This is a genomic window from Alteromonas sp. CyTr2 (assembly GCF_947311905.1).
Classification (GTDB): domain Bacteria; phylum Pseudomonadota; class Gammaproteobacteria; order Enterobacterales; family Alteromonadaceae; genus Alteromonas; species Alteromonas macleodii.
Window position 1 is genome coordinate 37,339 of the sequence record NZ_CAMZMZ010000033.1, and the last position, 14,335, is coordinate 51,673.

Annotated in this window: 17 protein-coding genes; 8 read left to right on the forward strand and 9 right to left on the reverse strand. The window is 42.9% G+C overall.

The window, feature by feature from the left end; all coding sequences use genetic code 11:
• The first annotated feature begins 39 nt into the window (after positions 1-39).
• Entirely contained in the window at positions 40-258 is a 219-nt protein-coding gene (locus tag QME20_RS15515) for a hypothetical protein (RefSeq protein WP_049588654.1), read from the forward strand.
• Between the two features lie 249 nt (positions 259-507).
• On the opposite strand, the gene QME20_RS15520 is transcribed toward QME20_RS15515, so the two are convergent.
• The 4 genes from QME20_RS15520 to QME20_RS15535 form a co-directional block, all read right to left on the reverse strand.
• Positions 508-1,065, reverse strand: coding sequence for a DinB family protein (locus QME20_RS15520; protein WP_236552046.1), 558 nt, complete (start codon positions 1,063-1,065; stop codon positions 508-510).
• A gap of 50 nt (positions 1,066-1,115) precedes the next feature.
• A complete protein-coding gene (locus tag QME20_RS15525) occupies positions 1,116-1,421 on the reverse strand; it encodes a hypothetical protein (protein ID WP_187446640.1) in 306 nt (101 codons plus the stop codon).
• Positions 1,422-1,600: 179 nt separating this feature from the next.
• Positions 1,601-1,912 carry a hypothetical protein gene (locus QME20_RS15530; RefSeq protein ID WP_159578111.1) on the reverse strand — a complete coding sequence of 104 codons (312 nt, stop codon included), beginning with the start codon at positions 1,910-1,912 and terminating at the stop codon, positions 1,601-1,603.
• Between the two features lie 121 nt (positions 1,913-2,033).
• Entirely contained in the window at positions 2,034-2,576 is a 543-nt protein-coding gene (locus QME20_RS15535) for a DUF6624 domain-containing protein (RefSeq protein ID WP_071959937.1), read from the reverse strand.
• An 828-nt stretch (positions 2,577-3,404) separates the two neighbouring features.
• Between QME20_RS15535 and QME20_RS15540 the strand changes: the two genes are divergently transcribed.
• A complete protein-coding gene (locus QME20_RS15540) occupies positions 3,405-4,292 on the forward strand; it encodes a hypothetical protein (RefSeq protein WP_187446642.1) in 888 nt (295 codons plus the stop codon).
• A gap of 340 nt (positions 4,293-4,632) precedes the next feature.
• On the opposite strand, the gene QME20_RS15545 is transcribed toward QME20_RS15540, so the two are convergent.
• The 4 genes from QME20_RS15545 to QME20_RS15560 form a co-directional block, all read right to left on the reverse strand.
• Positions 4,633-5,256: a phosphatase PAP2 family protein gene (locus QME20_RS15545; RefSeq protein ID WP_049587711.1), complete on the reverse strand. Its 624-nt coding sequence runs from the start codon at positions 5,254-5,256 to the stop codon at positions 4,633-4,635.
• Between the two features lie 134 nt (positions 5,257-5,390).
• Positions 5,391-6,086: a calcium-binding protein gene (locus QME20_RS15550; protein WP_187446644.1), complete on the reverse strand. Its 696-nt coding sequence runs from the start codon at positions 6,084-6,086 to the stop codon at positions 5,391-5,393.
• A 320-nt stretch (positions 6,087-6,406) separates the two neighbouring features.
• Positions 6,407-6,805, reverse strand: a complete 399-nt coding sequence (locus QME20_RS15555; RefSeq protein WP_187446645.1) for a GFA family protein — start codon at positions 6,803-6,805, stop codon at positions 6,407-6,409.
• 47 nt (positions 6,806-6,852) lie between these two features.
• On the reverse strand, positions 6,853-7,908 hold the full coding sequence (locus QME20_RS15560) for an SRPBCC family protein (RefSeq protein ID WP_168462830.1): 1,056 nt from the start codon (positions 7,906-7,908) through the stop codon (positions 6,853-6,855).
• Between the two features lie 161 nt (positions 7,909-8,069).
• Here QME20_RS15560 and QME20_RS15565 point away from each other — a divergent pair, with 161 nt between their 5' ends.
• Together QME20_RS15565 and QME20_RS15570 are read left to right on the forward strand one after the other, a co-directional pair.
• The gene (locus QME20_RS15565; protein WP_168462831.1) at positions 8,070-8,990 is read left to right on the forward strand and encodes a cation diffusion facilitator family transporter; all 921 of its coding nucleotides are present in this window, start codon (positions 8,070-8,072) and stop codon (positions 8,988-8,990) included.
• Positions 8,991-9,093: 103 nt separating this feature from the next.
• A complete protein-coding gene (locus QME20_RS15570; RefSeq protein ID WP_014950012.1) occupies positions 9,094-9,426 on the forward strand; it encodes a hypothetical protein in 333 nt (110 codons plus the stop codon).
• 157 nt (positions 9,427-9,583) lie between these two features.
• On the opposite strand, the gene QME20_RS15575 is transcribed toward QME20_RS15570, so the two are convergent.
• Positions 9,584-9,823 carry a hypothetical protein gene (locus QME20_RS15575; RefSeq protein WP_014976932.1) on the reverse strand — a complete coding sequence of 80 codons (240 nt, stop codon included), beginning with the start codon at positions 9,821-9,823 and terminating at the stop codon, positions 9,584-9,586.
• 252 nt (positions 9,824-10,075) lie between these two features.
• Here QME20_RS15575 and QME20_RS15580 point away from each other — a divergent pair, with 252 nt between their 5' ends.
• The 4 genes from QME20_RS15580 (at position 10,076) to QME20_RS15595 (ending at position 14,209) form a co-directional block, all read left to right on the forward strand.
• A complete protein-coding gene (locus tag QME20_RS15580; protein ID WP_014950010.1) occupies positions 10,076-11,995 on the forward strand; it encodes an ATP-dependent DNA helicase in 1,920 nt (639 codons plus the stop codon).
• 78 nt (positions 11,996-12,073) lie between these two features.
• On the forward strand, positions 12,074-12,790 hold the full coding sequence (tsaB, locus tag QME20_RS15585) for a tRNA (adenosine(37)-N6)-threonylcarbamoyltransferase complex dimerization subunit type 1 TsaB (protein WP_281716210.1): 717 nt from the start codon (positions 12,074-12,076) through the stop codon (positions 12,788-12,790).
• 128 nt (positions 12,791-12,918) lie between these two features.
• Positions 12,919-13,212, forward strand: a complete 294-nt coding sequence (locus QME20_RS15590) for a hypothetical protein (RefSeq protein WP_014950008.1) — start codon at positions 12,919-12,921, stop codon at positions 13,210-13,212.
• Positions 13,213-13,555: 343 nt separating this feature from the next.
• On the forward strand, positions 13,556-14,209 hold the full coding sequence (locus QME20_RS15595) for a Slp family lipoprotein (protein ID WP_014950007.1): 654 nt from the start codon (positions 13,556-13,558) through the stop codon (positions 14,207-14,209).
• Positions 14,210-14,335: the final 126 nt, after the last annotated feature.

The window sequence follows — 14,335 nt, forward strand, 5'->3', positions numbered from 1 at the left end:
ATTTTTCATTTTTTACTGAGTAAAGATTAAGGACTAACTATGACTACGAATGATCCAACTGAAAAAAGCGAAGACCGCTCGTTAAATAATCACGCTGCGCTGAAAACATCCATTGCCAATGGTGATGTAAAAGAGGTCAAGACGCGACTTGAAGGGCATACTTTGAATAAGCTAGAAAAAGGTTATCTTATCGATCTCGCACGCTTGAGTGGTAACAGTGAAATCGAGGAAGTGATCAAGTCTATACCCGAAAGTTAGGTGCTTACTTAATTCATCTAATGTGAATCTAATGTGATTCTGATGTGAATCAGTCTCAACTTGATCTGTCAGATTCGAATAATAGGACTCAATCAAATCTGAGAGTCGCATATGTGCCAGAAGCGGACGGTGGTAACACCCCACTAAGGGGCGATAATACATGGGCTTAAATTAGGATCGAAGTGACGCAGCCCATGTATTAGCGCCCCAGCGATCAGCGCGAGCGCCTTTAGTGGCTTGTTATACCCTTTAAGCGTTGGGTATTTTAACCAGCAAATCCGTGACGCCTAAATCTACACTAAGTTGTGACAACAGTGTAGAAACCTGTCCACGATGATGAGTTTGATGGTTAAAGAAGTGCAGCAGTAGATGTGCGAAGCATTTTGAATGCGAGACGCCTCTCATATTTTGATAGTTTAGGTTACTTGCTAAAATGCCCTCGGAAAGCTGATTAACAAAATTCAAGATTGTGTTGTCCAGACTTACTCTTTCTTGTTTAAGCAGGGCGAGCTCTGAGAACAAAAGTGAGTCTAGTTTTTCAGGCTTAGGCTTCGATGCTAACGAATCTAATGCAGTAAAAGTTTTAGAATGAGTGGCAAAACGTTTAAGCCAAATTATATCTGCCACCAAAATATGATTGAGTGTACCAATGATAGAATCAAAGAAAGCCCCTCTATCCTTGGCAAGTTCCTCTGAGCCTAAATTCGACGCAGCAGAATAAATAGATGCGTTCATCCATTTATTGTATTCAGCCATTAATATGAAATTGCTTTTCGAAGACATTCGTCCGCTGCTTGCGATTGTCATGTGCTTCCCCAAATGACCAGCGTTTTACAAAATTTGACATTGTTAGGTTGTCACGAAGTCTCTTTATGTAACAAGCCTTTAATTACTAATTCGCAGTTACCTTGATCTCTTTCAAATAATGCAATACTTGGAGCATAATAGACATTATTAGCGGCTTTTACTTGTAATAATCTTTTCGTTTTAGATTTGTTTCTAAGTTCGTCATTATTGGCGCTAGCTATTTCAACGTCGCACGATTGAAGTAACACTGTAGAAACTGACTCATCCTCAACTGCTAGTACTTCCTCTATTACAGCATTTTTTGCTAAAGCGCTCGAAGAGCACAACATTGAAATTATAAAAATTTTCTTTTTCATTGAGTTAATATCCTTGTTTTACTCATCTAAAAATAAGTTTTTTTTGATTAAGCGCTTTTTACGAAAATTCTTGCTACAAATAGCACATAACTTACTAATATGGCGAAGCCGCGCACGTGTTTGCGTCCCAGCGAGCGACAGCGAGTGCCATAATTTGTTTGTTAGGCCGTGCTGATAAGTTAGTCACGGCTATTAATAAAACTTTGTAACTCATCTGAGAAGCCGCTAATTTGTTTAGCTTCTAGAAGGCCGTCTGATTTCATTAATGCAAGTTGCAGCATAGCTTTAGACCTTGCATTGTAATCGAATATGTTGACGATACGTTTGTCGCTGTTTTCCATCAATTTATACAAATAAAGATATTTTGCATGATTTGAAAGTTCGGGATCATCGATTCCTTTACGCACATCGTCCAAAACTTGCTGGCAGCATTTATCTAATGCATCTGCCTTAACTTGTTTGAAGTGTTTCCAATCTGCCTCTGAAATCATGTTTTACCTCTATAGGCCTAAAATTAAGCTATGGGGCACATATGTGGTGCTATAATCGCGAAGCGGCCCCGCGTATGTGTCCCAGCGACGGCAGGGAGTGACTTAAGCGCGTTGTTAAGTCTCACTTACGACCACACATTCTCTCTGATGCCATATTCCAATAGGCTTGAGCTGTAGTCATTTTCATTTCACGCCTTCTATTATCAATATCTTCAATGTCCTGAATAGGAAATGGTGTGAAATCAGTGCCATCACATTTGCCTTGGGTTCCGTAAAGCTGTGGGCGATGAGTCCTATCATAAAGGTATGCGTAGTTAGCAGGATTAATCTTTCCTTCTAACGCTAAAGGGCGCATGATTTTAAGCATTTTGTCTTGAAACTCTTTGTTGTAGTCGGCATGTTGAACAATTATCCATGCTGCCTGCGAAGCATCTTTTCCGACCATATCGATAGTGGGCCAGCCAAATTCAGTAACAATTTCTTCGATTCTATTAGCTTGCTCTATGCGAAGTTTTTCGAAATCCCTATCAGTTTTTCCGTGTAATGTACTTTGATCCAGTTCCATCATCTGATTTAGTTCTTGACGCAGACTGAAGTAATCATCTTTAGCAAATGAAAAGTTACTTGTTAGGCATATAAAGACAATGAGATATAAATTTTTCATATTACTCCTCCGTGAGACTTAACTTTTAAATAAGGGGCGCAGGCATGTGGGGCATAATGGCGAAGCCGCCCCGCATGAATGTGTCCCAGCGACCGAAGGGAGTGCCAACAGCGTTTTGTTAGGCGTACAAATGAACGCACGCAGCTTTGCTGCTACCACTAGCCGATAAGACCACTTATTTAAATTATTGAATTTAAGATAAAACAACCCTGTGCGAAATGCCAGATGTTAACGACATTGCTGGATAAAAGAGCGAGTTTAGAAAGCTGGTGATGTTGAATATTTGCGTTGCGATATTGATGAAAAGCGCGTTGCTAAAGCCGTTGAAACTATCAAAAAAGCAAGCTGTAAAGACAACCTAGCGAAACAACCTTGATGCTGTAATGTCACATCCGAATCACCATTTATTGCTGTGAGTAAATGACGCCTAACGCCCCGCTTAGGGGCAATAACACGTGGGCTAAAATTGGAGCGAAGCGACTGAGCCCACGTGTTATTGTCTCAGGGAGCTTGCGAACCTCCTAATTGATGCGTTTTATATATTTTCACTCATCGTATATTGAATATCATCATGAGGTGGAACGAACTGGAGTAATAAGCTATTTCATGACGAGAGTACTGGCACACCAATCACAGTTTTCCTGTACTAATCTCCCATCTACAGGTAAAGATGACGACTAATATATTACGTAAAACCAAAATAATTCCTCCGTTTAACTTTAACACGCTAGCCCACTCTGAAAGCCACCTGTAACATAGGGTAATGTGTAGAGCTAATTTGTCTTATATCAGGTCAATTTATGCGAACAAGCATCTAAAGGAATAGCTATGGCAGCCAAATCAACTATCACTCATCAATATGATTTACAAATGACAGTCATAGACATCGTGGCATTGCCTGAAGAACGCTGCGTGGCCTTGAGTTGGAGCCAAGATAGTGGGTATCAATTTATTGCGTTGCAAGAAGGTAACTTTGTTCCTCTTTCCTACACGATATCGTATGACTTAGAAGAACTCTCATGTGCTGCCTTGTTTAAAACTACATCTGGATTCGGCTGTGTATTCCCCGATAATGTTGTTACCTATACGCTCTCAGATAGTCACTTTCAAACATATCCTTTCGCCGAACCGTTTCCAATGGATGCTGCAAACCGTTCAACGTCACCGGTAAAAGCTCACATGGATGAACACACTGGTACAATCCACGTAATTTTCGAAGATTTCTTTTATAAAAGACGAGGACGGTTTATTTCAAAAATAAGTTTAAATAACAACCTTGCTCATTATTCCCCATTGTATGCTTTTCCGTTCAACACAGCTTGGTATCACGAATGTAGTGACATCTGTTTTGATAAAAGGCCTCTTGTGCTCGCCATTAATTGCCCATCACTATGGCACAAAAGAGAGCCGTGCCCTACGCGATCAACGCACCTAACGGTGATCAATGATGATGGTATCTCTAACGTGACTTCGACTGAACACGGCCATGGGAGCTTTTCTTCAGATAAACAACACCTGATGGTTAAAACAATCTTCAGTCCCTATAGCATTCATTTTTATTCTCTATCGGGTGATAAAGCATTTGTTCTAAACTTAACCCCCAAGCGGGTACTGGGAAACATTGATAAGAAGTGGTTGACACTCTTCGATAAATTTAACGACACTTTATGGCTTGCTCGCGATTATGATGTAACTCAGGTAAAGCTCTTGCGATAAACGCCTTACAATGCTTCGAACATAACTCTGCCAACTTCATTACACCGCTACGTTGGACTCAAATTAAGTAAAAATATGGGCAGTCCGTAAAAGGAAAGCTTTTATCGGACGAGTGAAAGTGAGTTTTTGTGGCTATCTCGACAGACTCCATTGCCCCTGACGCGGTTATCTAACTGAGTTATGTCAGACGTCCGCTTCACGCTCATAGCTGCCTGTTAGATTGAGTCTAAACCTATCCATCGAAACTGTGAGATCAGATATGAGCACTACATCTAATATAGGTGTGTCACTTCCTATAAAGAAAGGAGGCACACCGTAGCTCGTATTTCCGTGATTAGCGTTATTTAAATCGATTCGGCAGATGAGAGCTTTGCTTAAGACCTTCAACTTCATCTTCAACAGGCTTTTCGAGCTTTGACACCGCGTAGGCCACGCCAAAGCCCAAACAACTTCCCACCAAAACATCTGATAAGTGATGCGCGTCGCGCTTAGTCCTCGACTTTCCTATGACTGCTGTAGCAGCTAGGCCTGCCGCCGACGCTAACAATAAAGGTCCAGAACTACGAGGTATTGAACCAGCCACTGCGGCTACTGCTGATGCATGTCCTGATGGCATAGAGTTAAATTTGTCTTTCAATGCGGGGCCTTTTATCTCAGGGCTGCTCTCTGCTCTTGGGCGCTTTCGTCCAATCAAACGTTTAAGCCCTGCGTTAAATAATCCCGCCACTGAAGCTGATAACGTCGACTTTAAAAGAAAGCGCTGCACCTTTGGTGCATGCGTCATCTTAGATAGCGCGTAAGCAGAACCCGTAATGGCGACGACAGATGGAGGTGTTGTCGCCTTGCTCAAAGTGCTTGATGTTATAAAGTTCTCTTTATTTTGCGTTGTATTAGCGCTGGGCTTGTTCATTTTTCGCAGTGCTCGATACGCAAGTAGGCCTTTAATTCCTGTGGAAGCTAACATAAAAATCCCTCTTAGATAAAGTGATGGACTATTGAGGAAAGTTCTTGCCGTGTACAACATTGAAGCCACGTGGCCAAAACATGCTGTAAACGTAGAAAAAGAGCCGCACGTGCGGCCCTAACATCACTTAGTCATTACTCTTCAGAACTATCACTTGAGTTACTTTCAAACTTACTCTGATAACGCTTAAATTCCGTACGCGTAATTAATTCATCGTCATTTGCGTCAATATTATCAAAATCACGTGTTACACCACTTCGCGAGGCTTCAGCTTTAGTAAGCTTACCGTCGCTGTTAGCGTCCATCATCTCAAATTTACTGCGCGCAATGACCGCTTCATCTGCGATAACCGTATTATCGTGAACAACAGTATCTTCAGCGACTTTGTCAACGTTTGTCTTTTCTAAGTTTCCGTTAGCCTTCAACTCAGTCTTAGCTCGTAGTTCGTGAGTCAGCCTTTTGTCTTTCGTCGCGGCAACCACTTCATCGACATCAGTATCAACTTTAACTTCCGTTTCCATTGTACCTTCTGTACCCATACTCTCTTTCATCGATTTTACCGTTGCAAGCACGTCGTCATCGAAATGTTGAGGGTGCTTCGTTACATGAGCATTGAACTCTTTAATTGAAAGCTGCATGTCTGAATTGGTATCAATTTTGGAAAAGTGCGCATAAATCTCATCGTCGTCAGCTTCTTCTCGTGAAATATAGCCGTTGTCATCGTTATCCAAATCGGCAAATGTGGTGTCTATTTTTTCGATACCATTGCCGGCAAACGCGGCAGTAGAAAGTGCGGCGCTGATTAGTGTAGCAATTGTTAATTTTTTCATATCTAACTCCTTGGTTTTTCGGCCTCCATACTGCTTAAAAACGGAGGAGAGTATTCACATGGAGTTATTCACAGCATATGCCATTTCAATAAAATGTTTTTAGATCATTGGTTTATGTTTTTTGAAAGGTTGGGTGACGACAGGCGGAATTGTGAGATCTATAGAATTTTCTGAAAAAGTTACTCGCTATTTTTGACAAAAACGGAACACGTTAAGCGGAGAATGTTTTGAATGCGAGCAACAATCGACCTGCCGTTATTCAAGCAGCGAACTTTGTTTAGTATAAAGCCATTAGGTTTCGAATGAGTATTCAATGTTTGTTACGGTAAACGTTCAAATTTTGTGATGGTTTCTAAGCTTTCTTCCCACGCAGCTTTGCTTACGCCGAAGATATGTGCAGTAGGTTTAATCAGTAGTTTTGTATCCAGACACCCAGCGGGTACGGCTAGAATGTCACCGAGTTGAGTACACGGAAGGGCTGAACCACAAATTTTACAGAAACTTTTGCTATGACGCGTGTTCTCGAGCGTGAAGTTGACTACAGCGTCAACACCCGATGCCCAAGTTAATATAGCCGAACTTGAAAACAGGTTGGCTGCGAAGGCCGAACCTGTATCCTTTTGACAATGTTTGCAGTGGCACAGATAAAAACTGTCAAAATCACCCTCAATTTTAAAAGTTACCGACCCGCACAAACAAGACCCTTTGTAATTGTTCATCAAAACTCCTTTTTTGTGAAATACCACTATTTAAAGCACCAAGACTGCTACTGTTTAGCAAGCCAATCGTAAAAATGCGCCACGCCTGCTTCTAAAAACGGTTCTATGGGACCGTGTTCTTCTTCGCCTGATAAATAAAGTGCTCGTCGACCTTTTTCTAGCAATAGGCAGGCTTCTTCATCTTCTACCGCTGTTTCCATATAGGCCGCTTTTTCCGCTGCAAAGTAGTCTGGCATATCTTTATAAAGTGCTTCGGGATAATAAAATTCAACGTGGTTTACACATGCGCCGGCACCCTTGGGGTAAATCGTGCTGACGACAATAATATCTGGGTACCACTCAATCATAATATTAGGGTACAAAAAGCACCATATTGCGCCAAAGCGAGGAAGTGTTTGCCCGAATCGTGCCAATAATGCGTCTTGGAACTCTCTGTAACGCGGTGTTGTGCGCTTGGTAAGCTGGTCGCCTAGCCCAACTTTTTGAACTGAAAAATCATCGCCAAACGACCATTCTAAATCATCGGGTTTAACAAACTGGCGAAGCCCAGGGTGCATGGAGTACACGTGATAGTTCTCTAGATAGATTTCGATAAATGTCTTCCAGTTAAATTGATATTCCGACGTTTCAGAACCGGCGTAAAAGTAATCGGTAAAGTCGAGATAGTCCTCAAGCCCAAGGGCAGATAAGTCCATATTAGGAGATCGCCCTCGAAATAGAAGACCGTTCCACACTGACAGTGATTCCTTTTTCAACTGACCGCTAGGGGCATCCTTAAAGTGGGGCGCACCTTTAAGCTGGCCTGTATTGTCATAGCCCCAGCAGTGGAGTTTACAAACTATGCTGCGTGCCCTGCCTTGCCCTTCAAGAAGTTGAGCTTGTCGATGTAAGCAAATATTGGATATAAGTTCATAATTCTCACCTTGATTAAACAACGCATAACGGTCGTTAAAGTGAGGCAGTACTTGATAGCTAAACTTCTCTGGCACCATTAGGGAATGGCCCGCATAAGCAAGCCCTCGAGAGAATGCTTGCTCGACTTCCTGCCGGCTTTCATCAGCATCAAAGTAACTTTTTATAGAAGGATGGGTAACGATTTTCATAGTTTAAAACGGGTGCTAAAAACGCAGTGCGTTGAGTCGAAATAATATAGGCGCTATGTATCACTGAATTGCTTAAAAAAATAGCAATATTTTATTTAAAGCACTATTTTTTTTAAAATATCGGAGTAGAATCCGCGCACCTTAATTTCGAAGTGATTTTCATGGACATTGGCTTCCATCACCTTGAAGAAAAGCGTCTATTAACGCTTTCTTTTTATATTGCCGGTGCATTTGTCGTTATTGCGCTTGGTTTTGCCATTTTAACCAGCTCTGGCGCTATTTTATTTGATGCTGCTTACTCATTAATTGCTTTTGTTATGTCAATGCTAACGCTAAAAGTAGCTAACTTGGTTCAACGTCCTGATGATGACCGATTTCACTTTGGTTACACGGCAATTGAGCCTACGTTAAACATGTTTAAGTCGCTTATTATTATTGCTACGTGTGTGTATGCCGTCGCGAGCTCTGTTCAGAGTTTATTAGCAGGTGGGCATGCAGCTGAGTATGGTATTGGTATGGTCTACGGTGTGGTAGCAACGTTGGGCTGTTTTAGTATCTCTTTCTACATGCGTGTAAAAGGCAAGCATTTGCTGTCCGACTTAGTAAAAGTGGATTCTCACACTTGGATGATAGACGGTGTGCTAAGTGCCTCCATTTTGTTCGCTTTTATCCTGGCCTACGCGTTGGAGTTGACTGAATATAGAGCGCTGTCGCCGTACGTTGATCCCATTTTATTGATTATTCTTGGCTCAGCAATGTTGCCGGTGCCGTTTAAGATCCTGCGTGAAAGCCTTAATGAGGTAATCAATAAAGCGCCGCCTGAAGCTATCTCGGCGGTAATCGAGAAAAAATTCAAAAAAACGTTGGCTGACGTACCGTATGAGCATGTGGAGGTGCGAATTAGTAAGCGGGGTAGGGATGTTTATCTGCTAGTCCATATTATTGTGGATGATGCATTCTCGTTTGCAACGATCAGTGAGTTAGATGAAATTCGACTGAAATGCGAAGCAGAGATGCGCGAGTGGGACCCAGCAATTATCATGGACATCTTGTTCATCAAAGATCCTGAACTAGCAGAGTAATGATATAGGGTGAATATGATATTTCTCGTATTCACCCCTTGCGTGGCTGGCAAAATTCTCCAAATTTTCCGATAATCAAGTCTTTAAGCTAAATGAAGATGTGATGGAAACGCGACTTCCGCTATATAAAAAGCTGCTGGTAATGTACCGCATAGAACCGGGATGTCTTGGGCCGCAAGGTGCTGACTACGTTGAAGAGTTTTGTGTATTTGCCAAAAAAAGGCTAAAAGACAACCATGGTCATTGTTTGCGATGGACCATTAAGCCCCGCTACGACAAGACACTGCCCGAGCTTGAATTTCAGATAAAAAATGCCGTGCTTTCCCGTGACAATGCGGCTAAATATATGGATAGCTTTGGTATTGATATCGATGCTTTCGAAGAAGAGCTAGAGGAGTCGCTCGCCGATTTGGTTGATGCATTTTTCGAACGCTGATGCGTTCAACTAAAGCCACCTTTGCATGCATTGCTATATACAATGCTAGGGAACTCGAAAAGGCACTTCAAAAGCAGAGCACAAAAAAGCCCCGCCATTTCTGGCGAGGCTTTATCATTCATTCAGTTAAAGTGAATCAGTAACTCACCTTAATAGATCAGTTTAAAGATTTCAGTTTCTGGTAACCTTCAGCTTCTAGCTCATCATTTACGCACTCTAATACAAATACGTCTTCCGACTTGCCTTTTGTGCCTTCTTCTTCAGCGATTTCTTTACAGAACTGGGTTAATTCCGCTACCAGCTCTGCAGGTGCTTCGTCTGATGCAGCTGCAATTACAGAGAACGCCATTGCGCTTAAACCTACTAAGCCTAAACCTATAAAGCGTAAACCTTTCATAATTACCTCGTTTAATAGTTGAGTATAAACATTTACGAGCTGGATATTGCGCCTAAGTGTTAAGATTAAAAAGCTAATTTTTTTGTTCTAGAAGACAAATTCTTTTCATCAAAAATTTAACAATTGTTTTGACTCTAAAAGGCGTCAGGTAGCAAATGCTGACGCTAAAATGCAAACCTTTAATGGGCATTCCATAGGCTTTTTGGCATAATGCGCGGCCTAAAGTAGAAAAGTAATGACAGCGCTTAAACCATGCCCACAATAAATAACGTATTCTCTTCAGATGGCCTCCTTGCAGGTGCTATCAAGGGGTTTGTACCTCGCGAAGCTCAAACTGAAATGGCAAAGGCGGTTAAGCGCGCTATTGATACCACAGGTAGTTTAATAGTAGAGGCCGGTACAGGAACGGGAAAGACTTTCGCTTATCTCGCTCCGGCATTGTTGAGCGACGGAAAAGCCATTGTTTCTACAGGGACTAAAAACTTACAAGAGCAGCTATTTCACCGCGACTTACCGCTGGTAAAAAAGGCCTTAGGCAGCAAGCGAAAAACTGCACTGTTAAAAGGCCGTTCAAACTATCTTTGTCTACACCGTGTAGCGCAGCACAGCGGCAACTCTACGCTCGTTGAAAAAGAGGTATTGGGTCAGCTTTCAGAAGTGAAACGTTGGTCTAGTACTACGAAAACAGGTGATATGGGGGAGCTTAAAACCCTTCCCGAAGATGCCCGTGTTTTACCGCTGGTTACCTCTACAGTGGATAACTGCTTGGGCCGCGATTGCCCAGATTATGAAGATTGCTACTTGGTAAAAGCGCGCAGAAAGGCGCTGGATGCTGATATTATTGTGGTGAACCACCACCTTTTCTTTGCTGATATGGCATTGAAAGACACAGGGTTTGGCGAACTTATTCCAGAAGCTGATGCGATTATTTTTGATGAGGCTCATCAAATTCCCGATATTGCCAGCGATTACTTTGGCGAGTCACTTTCGACAAGACAAATTCACGATATTGCGAAAGATATCACGCTATTGTTCAGAACAGTGCTAAAAGATGCTGGGCAGCTAGATAAAGCGGCTGACAAATGCAGGATGATTGCCTCTGATTTACGGCTATTGTTCCCGGATACGGCTGAACGCGGCAACTGGGCTGAGGCGTTAGACCGTGACGACGTGCGCATGCAGGTGGGCAAGCTGGCCGAAGCGCTAGGTGTACTGCATGAAGTGTGTAAACTCCATATTGGCCGCGATAAAGATTTAGACAACATGTACGAACGTGTTGTGGCTGCAAGAGAGCAGTTAGATGCGTTAAGCGACAATAAGCAAGAAAATGTAAGTTTGTGGTATGAAACTACTCAGCGCCATCTCATTATGCATTTAACGCCCTTATCAATTGCCGCTAAATTCAGACGATTCGTATCATCGCCGCCGCGCGGGTGGATTTTTACCTCGGCAACCCTAATGGTAAACGGCGGTTTTGATCACTTTCAGCGCCGCATGGGCTTAGAAGACGCAGAAACGTTAGGATTAGATAGCCCGTTTAATTACCCCGAACAGGCCATGCTGTGCGTGCCCCGCTATTTACCAGAACCAAACAGCTACGCTATGCGCGAAACTTTGCTAGAAACAGCCAAACGGCTAATCAAAGCAAGTCGCGGGAGATGTTTCTTGTTGTTTACTAGTCACGCTATGCTTCGAGAAATTGCGCAGAAGCTAGAAGATGAGATAGATAATCCGCTACTGGTGCAAGGGACTACCACCAAGCAAGCATTGCTGGATGCGTACCTTGCAGATGAAAAAGCGGTATTAATGGGCACAGGCGCGTTTTGGGAAGGAGTAGACGTGCGCGGCAACGACTTGGTTTGCGTGATGATTGATAAGCTGCCCTTTGCGTCACCTGATGACCCGCTGCTTCAAGCCCGTATGGAAGATGTAAAAAAACGTGGAGCAAACCCGTTTGGTGTTATTCAAATTCCCCAAGCTGTTATTACGTTAAAGCAGGGCGCGGGAAGACTCATCCGAGATCCTTCAGATAAAGGCGTGCTGGTTATATGTGACAATCGATTAGTGACGAAGCCTTACGCCAAAACCTTCGTCGGAAGCTTGCCAGATATGAAAAGAACAAGAAGCTTGGACGAAGTGGAAAAATTTTTAGCCGGCATTGATGAAGCCTAAGTTAAAGCACTGAAAAAGCGGTAGGCGTGTATTACGCCATTAGCCCCGTTTTCAGCTTATATGAAATAAGAGATAAACATGAACATTTTAGCTATAGATACCGCAACCGAAGCTTGTTCGGTTGCGCTTCAATTCAAAGACACCGTCATAACGCGTTTCGAGATATGCCCACAGCAGCATAGTCAGCGACTTCTTCCCATGGTCGATGAGGTGTTAAAAGAAGCAAAGGTTTCGCTGGGCGACCTAGATTTACTGGCTTTTGGTCGAGGCCCAGGCAGCTTTACCGGTGTTCGCATAGCGACGGGAATGATTCAAGGTTTAGCGTTAGGGACAGGCTTAAAAGTAGCGGGCGTGAGTACGCTTGAAGCTATGGCGTTTGAAGTAGCGTCTAATACTCAGCATAAAGATGCATTGATTGCCGTCGCGTCTGATGCGCGTATGGGTGAAGTGTACTTCGCGGTTTACTCTCAGTCGCAAAATGGGCTTGTACTTTGCACTGAAGAGCAAGTTTGTCCGCCCGAATTGGCTATTGAACAGCTAAATGTACTTAGAGAAGAAAACGGCGCGACTGTAATTGCAGCTGGCACCGGCTGGTCTGCCTACGAGGAGCTTGATAACTGGAAGTCTGAAGTATGTGGTGAGGTAGCGTCTGACATCACACTTCCAAACGCGCAATACATGCTTAAACTTGCAATAGATGCACATAGTAAAGGCGAAGTATCTGACGCTGTGAATGTAGAACCTGTATATCTGCGCGATAAAGTTACGTGGAAAAAATTACCTGGCAGAGAGTAACGACACGCCGCCAAATATTGGGCGCCCATTACTAACAATAAATAAATCGAGCAACGGGAAAAGAGGAGCGAGTCTTAAGGTTAAAGCTCGCTTCCCAATGGTATGATTCTTGCCTAAGTTAACTCTGTATGATTATCAATAATAATTTCGCTGTACCGTCTTCCGAACCTTCGCAAGGCCGTGTCGCTAAAATTAACAAAGACCCTGAACAGCAAAGTAAAGGGCAAAGCGAATCGTCTGCTAGGGCGATTGTTGTTGCGCCCGACGAACAGGGAACGGATAACGCCAAAGCGTACCAACAATTCATTCGTGAAGATGGCAACACGTATTCTCAAAATGCCATAGCGTCATACACAAGCTTTGAAAAGCAGCAGCAACGCGAGTCTATTCAATCTATGTTCGGCGTGGACATCTACGCGTAGTTCAATTCCAAGCACCATAATTCACACCGTAGATAAATTTAACAAATTGTTAAAACCCGCTGTGTATTTTGAACAAAAGCCTACCGTATATACTCTACAAATTGTTGGTTGGGATGATCTATCTCATTTAAGCGACATAGTGTTTGAACGGCAGTGGTTGTCCATTCGTATAAATGCTAATGTTTGGTTGTTGGTATTCGGTTTTTCTTTTTCTCATAAAGAGATACATGAAAGTAGAGGCGGGTTGTAATCGAAATTTCACTGTATTTTTTAAACAACCCAGTGCTTGTAGACTGACTTTTATTCAAACGCAGCATTTTCTAGGATTTATAGGAGCTCGTCGATGTCTCGGTATTTAGTTTTACTTACAGTCTTTTTATTTGCGGGCTGCACAATAGTCCCAGATAGCATAGAAGTGCCTGAAGGAACGCAGCTAGTTAGCTATTCGAAAGCGGTCACGTCGGGGGCGAACGCGCAAGGCCAAAAGGCCAGATGGGGAGGAATGATTGTTGGTGTTGAAAATAAGCCCAACAAAACGTTCATTGAACTCGCTCATTTTCCGCTAAATCATTATGGCAAGCCTTCAACAAATGGAGAGACGTCGGGTCGATTCAAAGTACAAATTGATGGCTTCGTCGACCCAATTGTTTTTGAAGAAGGGCGTGCGGCAACGTTTTTAGGTACAGTTACCGCTCCAACTGCGGGCATGGTGGGTGAGCAGCCCTACATTTATCCGACGATCATTGCCGATGACTACCACATGTGGAGGAAGCAAGAGGTTTATGATGTAAATACTTACTTCTTCAATTACCACACAGGTTGGTATTCACCCTTTTATCGCTTCAATGGCCCTTGGATGTATCCGCATTTTAATCGAACGCGCGTAATTCGTTACGAAAATGCGCCGAGCAAGGCCACGCTTCCTTCTAAATCTAAGTCTACACGAAGCAAGACAAAGGCAACGATACAGCCCGCAAGGCAGGATAAAGCGAAGTAAAAATCTCATCATGGAGGCGGCATAATATTGCCGCCTTTTTTTATTTTTATGTCCCGTCCTAAAATACGTTGACATAAAGAGGATTTCTTTATGACAACTTCAAGTAATCAAAGGCCTAAGCGCACA

Bases quoted from the DNA above. Each gene is read 5' to 3' on its own strand.
- QME20_RS15515 (WP_049588654.1), top strand. From the start codon at position 40: ATGACTACGAATGATCCAACTGAAAAAAGCGAAGACCGCTCGTTAAAT.
- QME20_RS15520 (WP_236552046.1), bottom strand. From the start codon at position 1,065: ATGACAATCGCAAGCAGCGGACGAATGTCTTCGAAAAGCAATTTCATA.
- QME20_RS15525 (WP_187446640.1), bottom strand. From the start codon at position 1,421: ATGAAAAAGAAAATTTTTATAATTTCAATGTTGTGCTCTTCGAGCGCT.
- QME20_RS15530 (WP_159578111.1), bottom strand. From the start codon at position 1,912: ATGATTTCAGAGGCAGATTGGAAACACTTCAAACAAGTTAAGGCAGAT.
- QME20_RS15535 (WP_071959937.1), bottom strand. From the start codon at position 2,576: ATGAAAAATTTATATCTCATTGTCTTTATATGCCTAACAAGTAACTTT.
- QME20_RS15540 (WP_187446642.1), top strand. From the start codon at position 3,405: ATGGCAGCCAAATCAACTATCACTCATCAATATGATTTACAAATGACA.
- QME20_RS15545 (WP_049587711.1), bottom strand. From the start codon at position 5,256: ATGTTAGCTTCCACAGGAATTAAAGGCCTACTTGCGTATCGAGCACTG.
- QME20_RS15550 (WP_187446644.1), bottom strand. From the start codon at position 6,086: ATGAAAAAATTAACAATTGCTACACTAATCAGCGCCGCACTTTCTACT.
- QME20_RS15555 (WP_187446645.1), bottom strand. From the start codon at position 6,805: ATGAACAATTACAAAGGGTCTTGTTTGTGCGGGTCGGTAACTTTTAAA.
- QME20_RS15560 (WP_168462830.1), bottom strand. From the start codon at position 7,908: ATGAAAATCGTTACCCATCCTTCTATAAAAAGTTACTTTGATGCTGAT.
- QME20_RS15565 (WP_168462831.1), top strand. From the start codon at position 8,070: ATGGACATTGGCTTCCATCACCTTGAAGAAAAGCGTCTATTAACGCTT.
- QME20_RS15570 (WP_014950012.1), top strand. From the start codon at position 9,094: ATGGAAACGCGACTTCCGCTATATAAAAAGCTGCTGGTAATGTACCGC.
- QME20_RS15575 (WP_014976932.1), bottom strand. From the start codon at position 9,823: ATGAAAGGTTTACGCTTTATAGGTTTAGGCTTAGTAGGTTTAAGCGCA.
- QME20_RS15580 (WP_014950010.1), top strand. From the start codon at position 10,076: ATGCCCACAATAAATAACGTATTCTCTTCAGATGGCCTCCTTGCAGGT.
- tsaB (WP_281716210.1), top strand. From the start codon at position 12,074: ATGAACATTTTAGCTATAGATACCGCAACCGAAGCTTGTTCGGTTGCG.
- QME20_RS15590 (WP_014950008.1), top strand. From the start codon at position 12,919: ATGATTATCAATAATAATTTCGCTGTACCGTCTTCCGAACCTTCGCAA.
- QME20_RS15595 (WP_014950007.1), top strand. From the start codon at position 13,556: ATGTCTCGGTATTTAGTTTTACTTACAGTCTTTTTATTTGCGGGCTGC.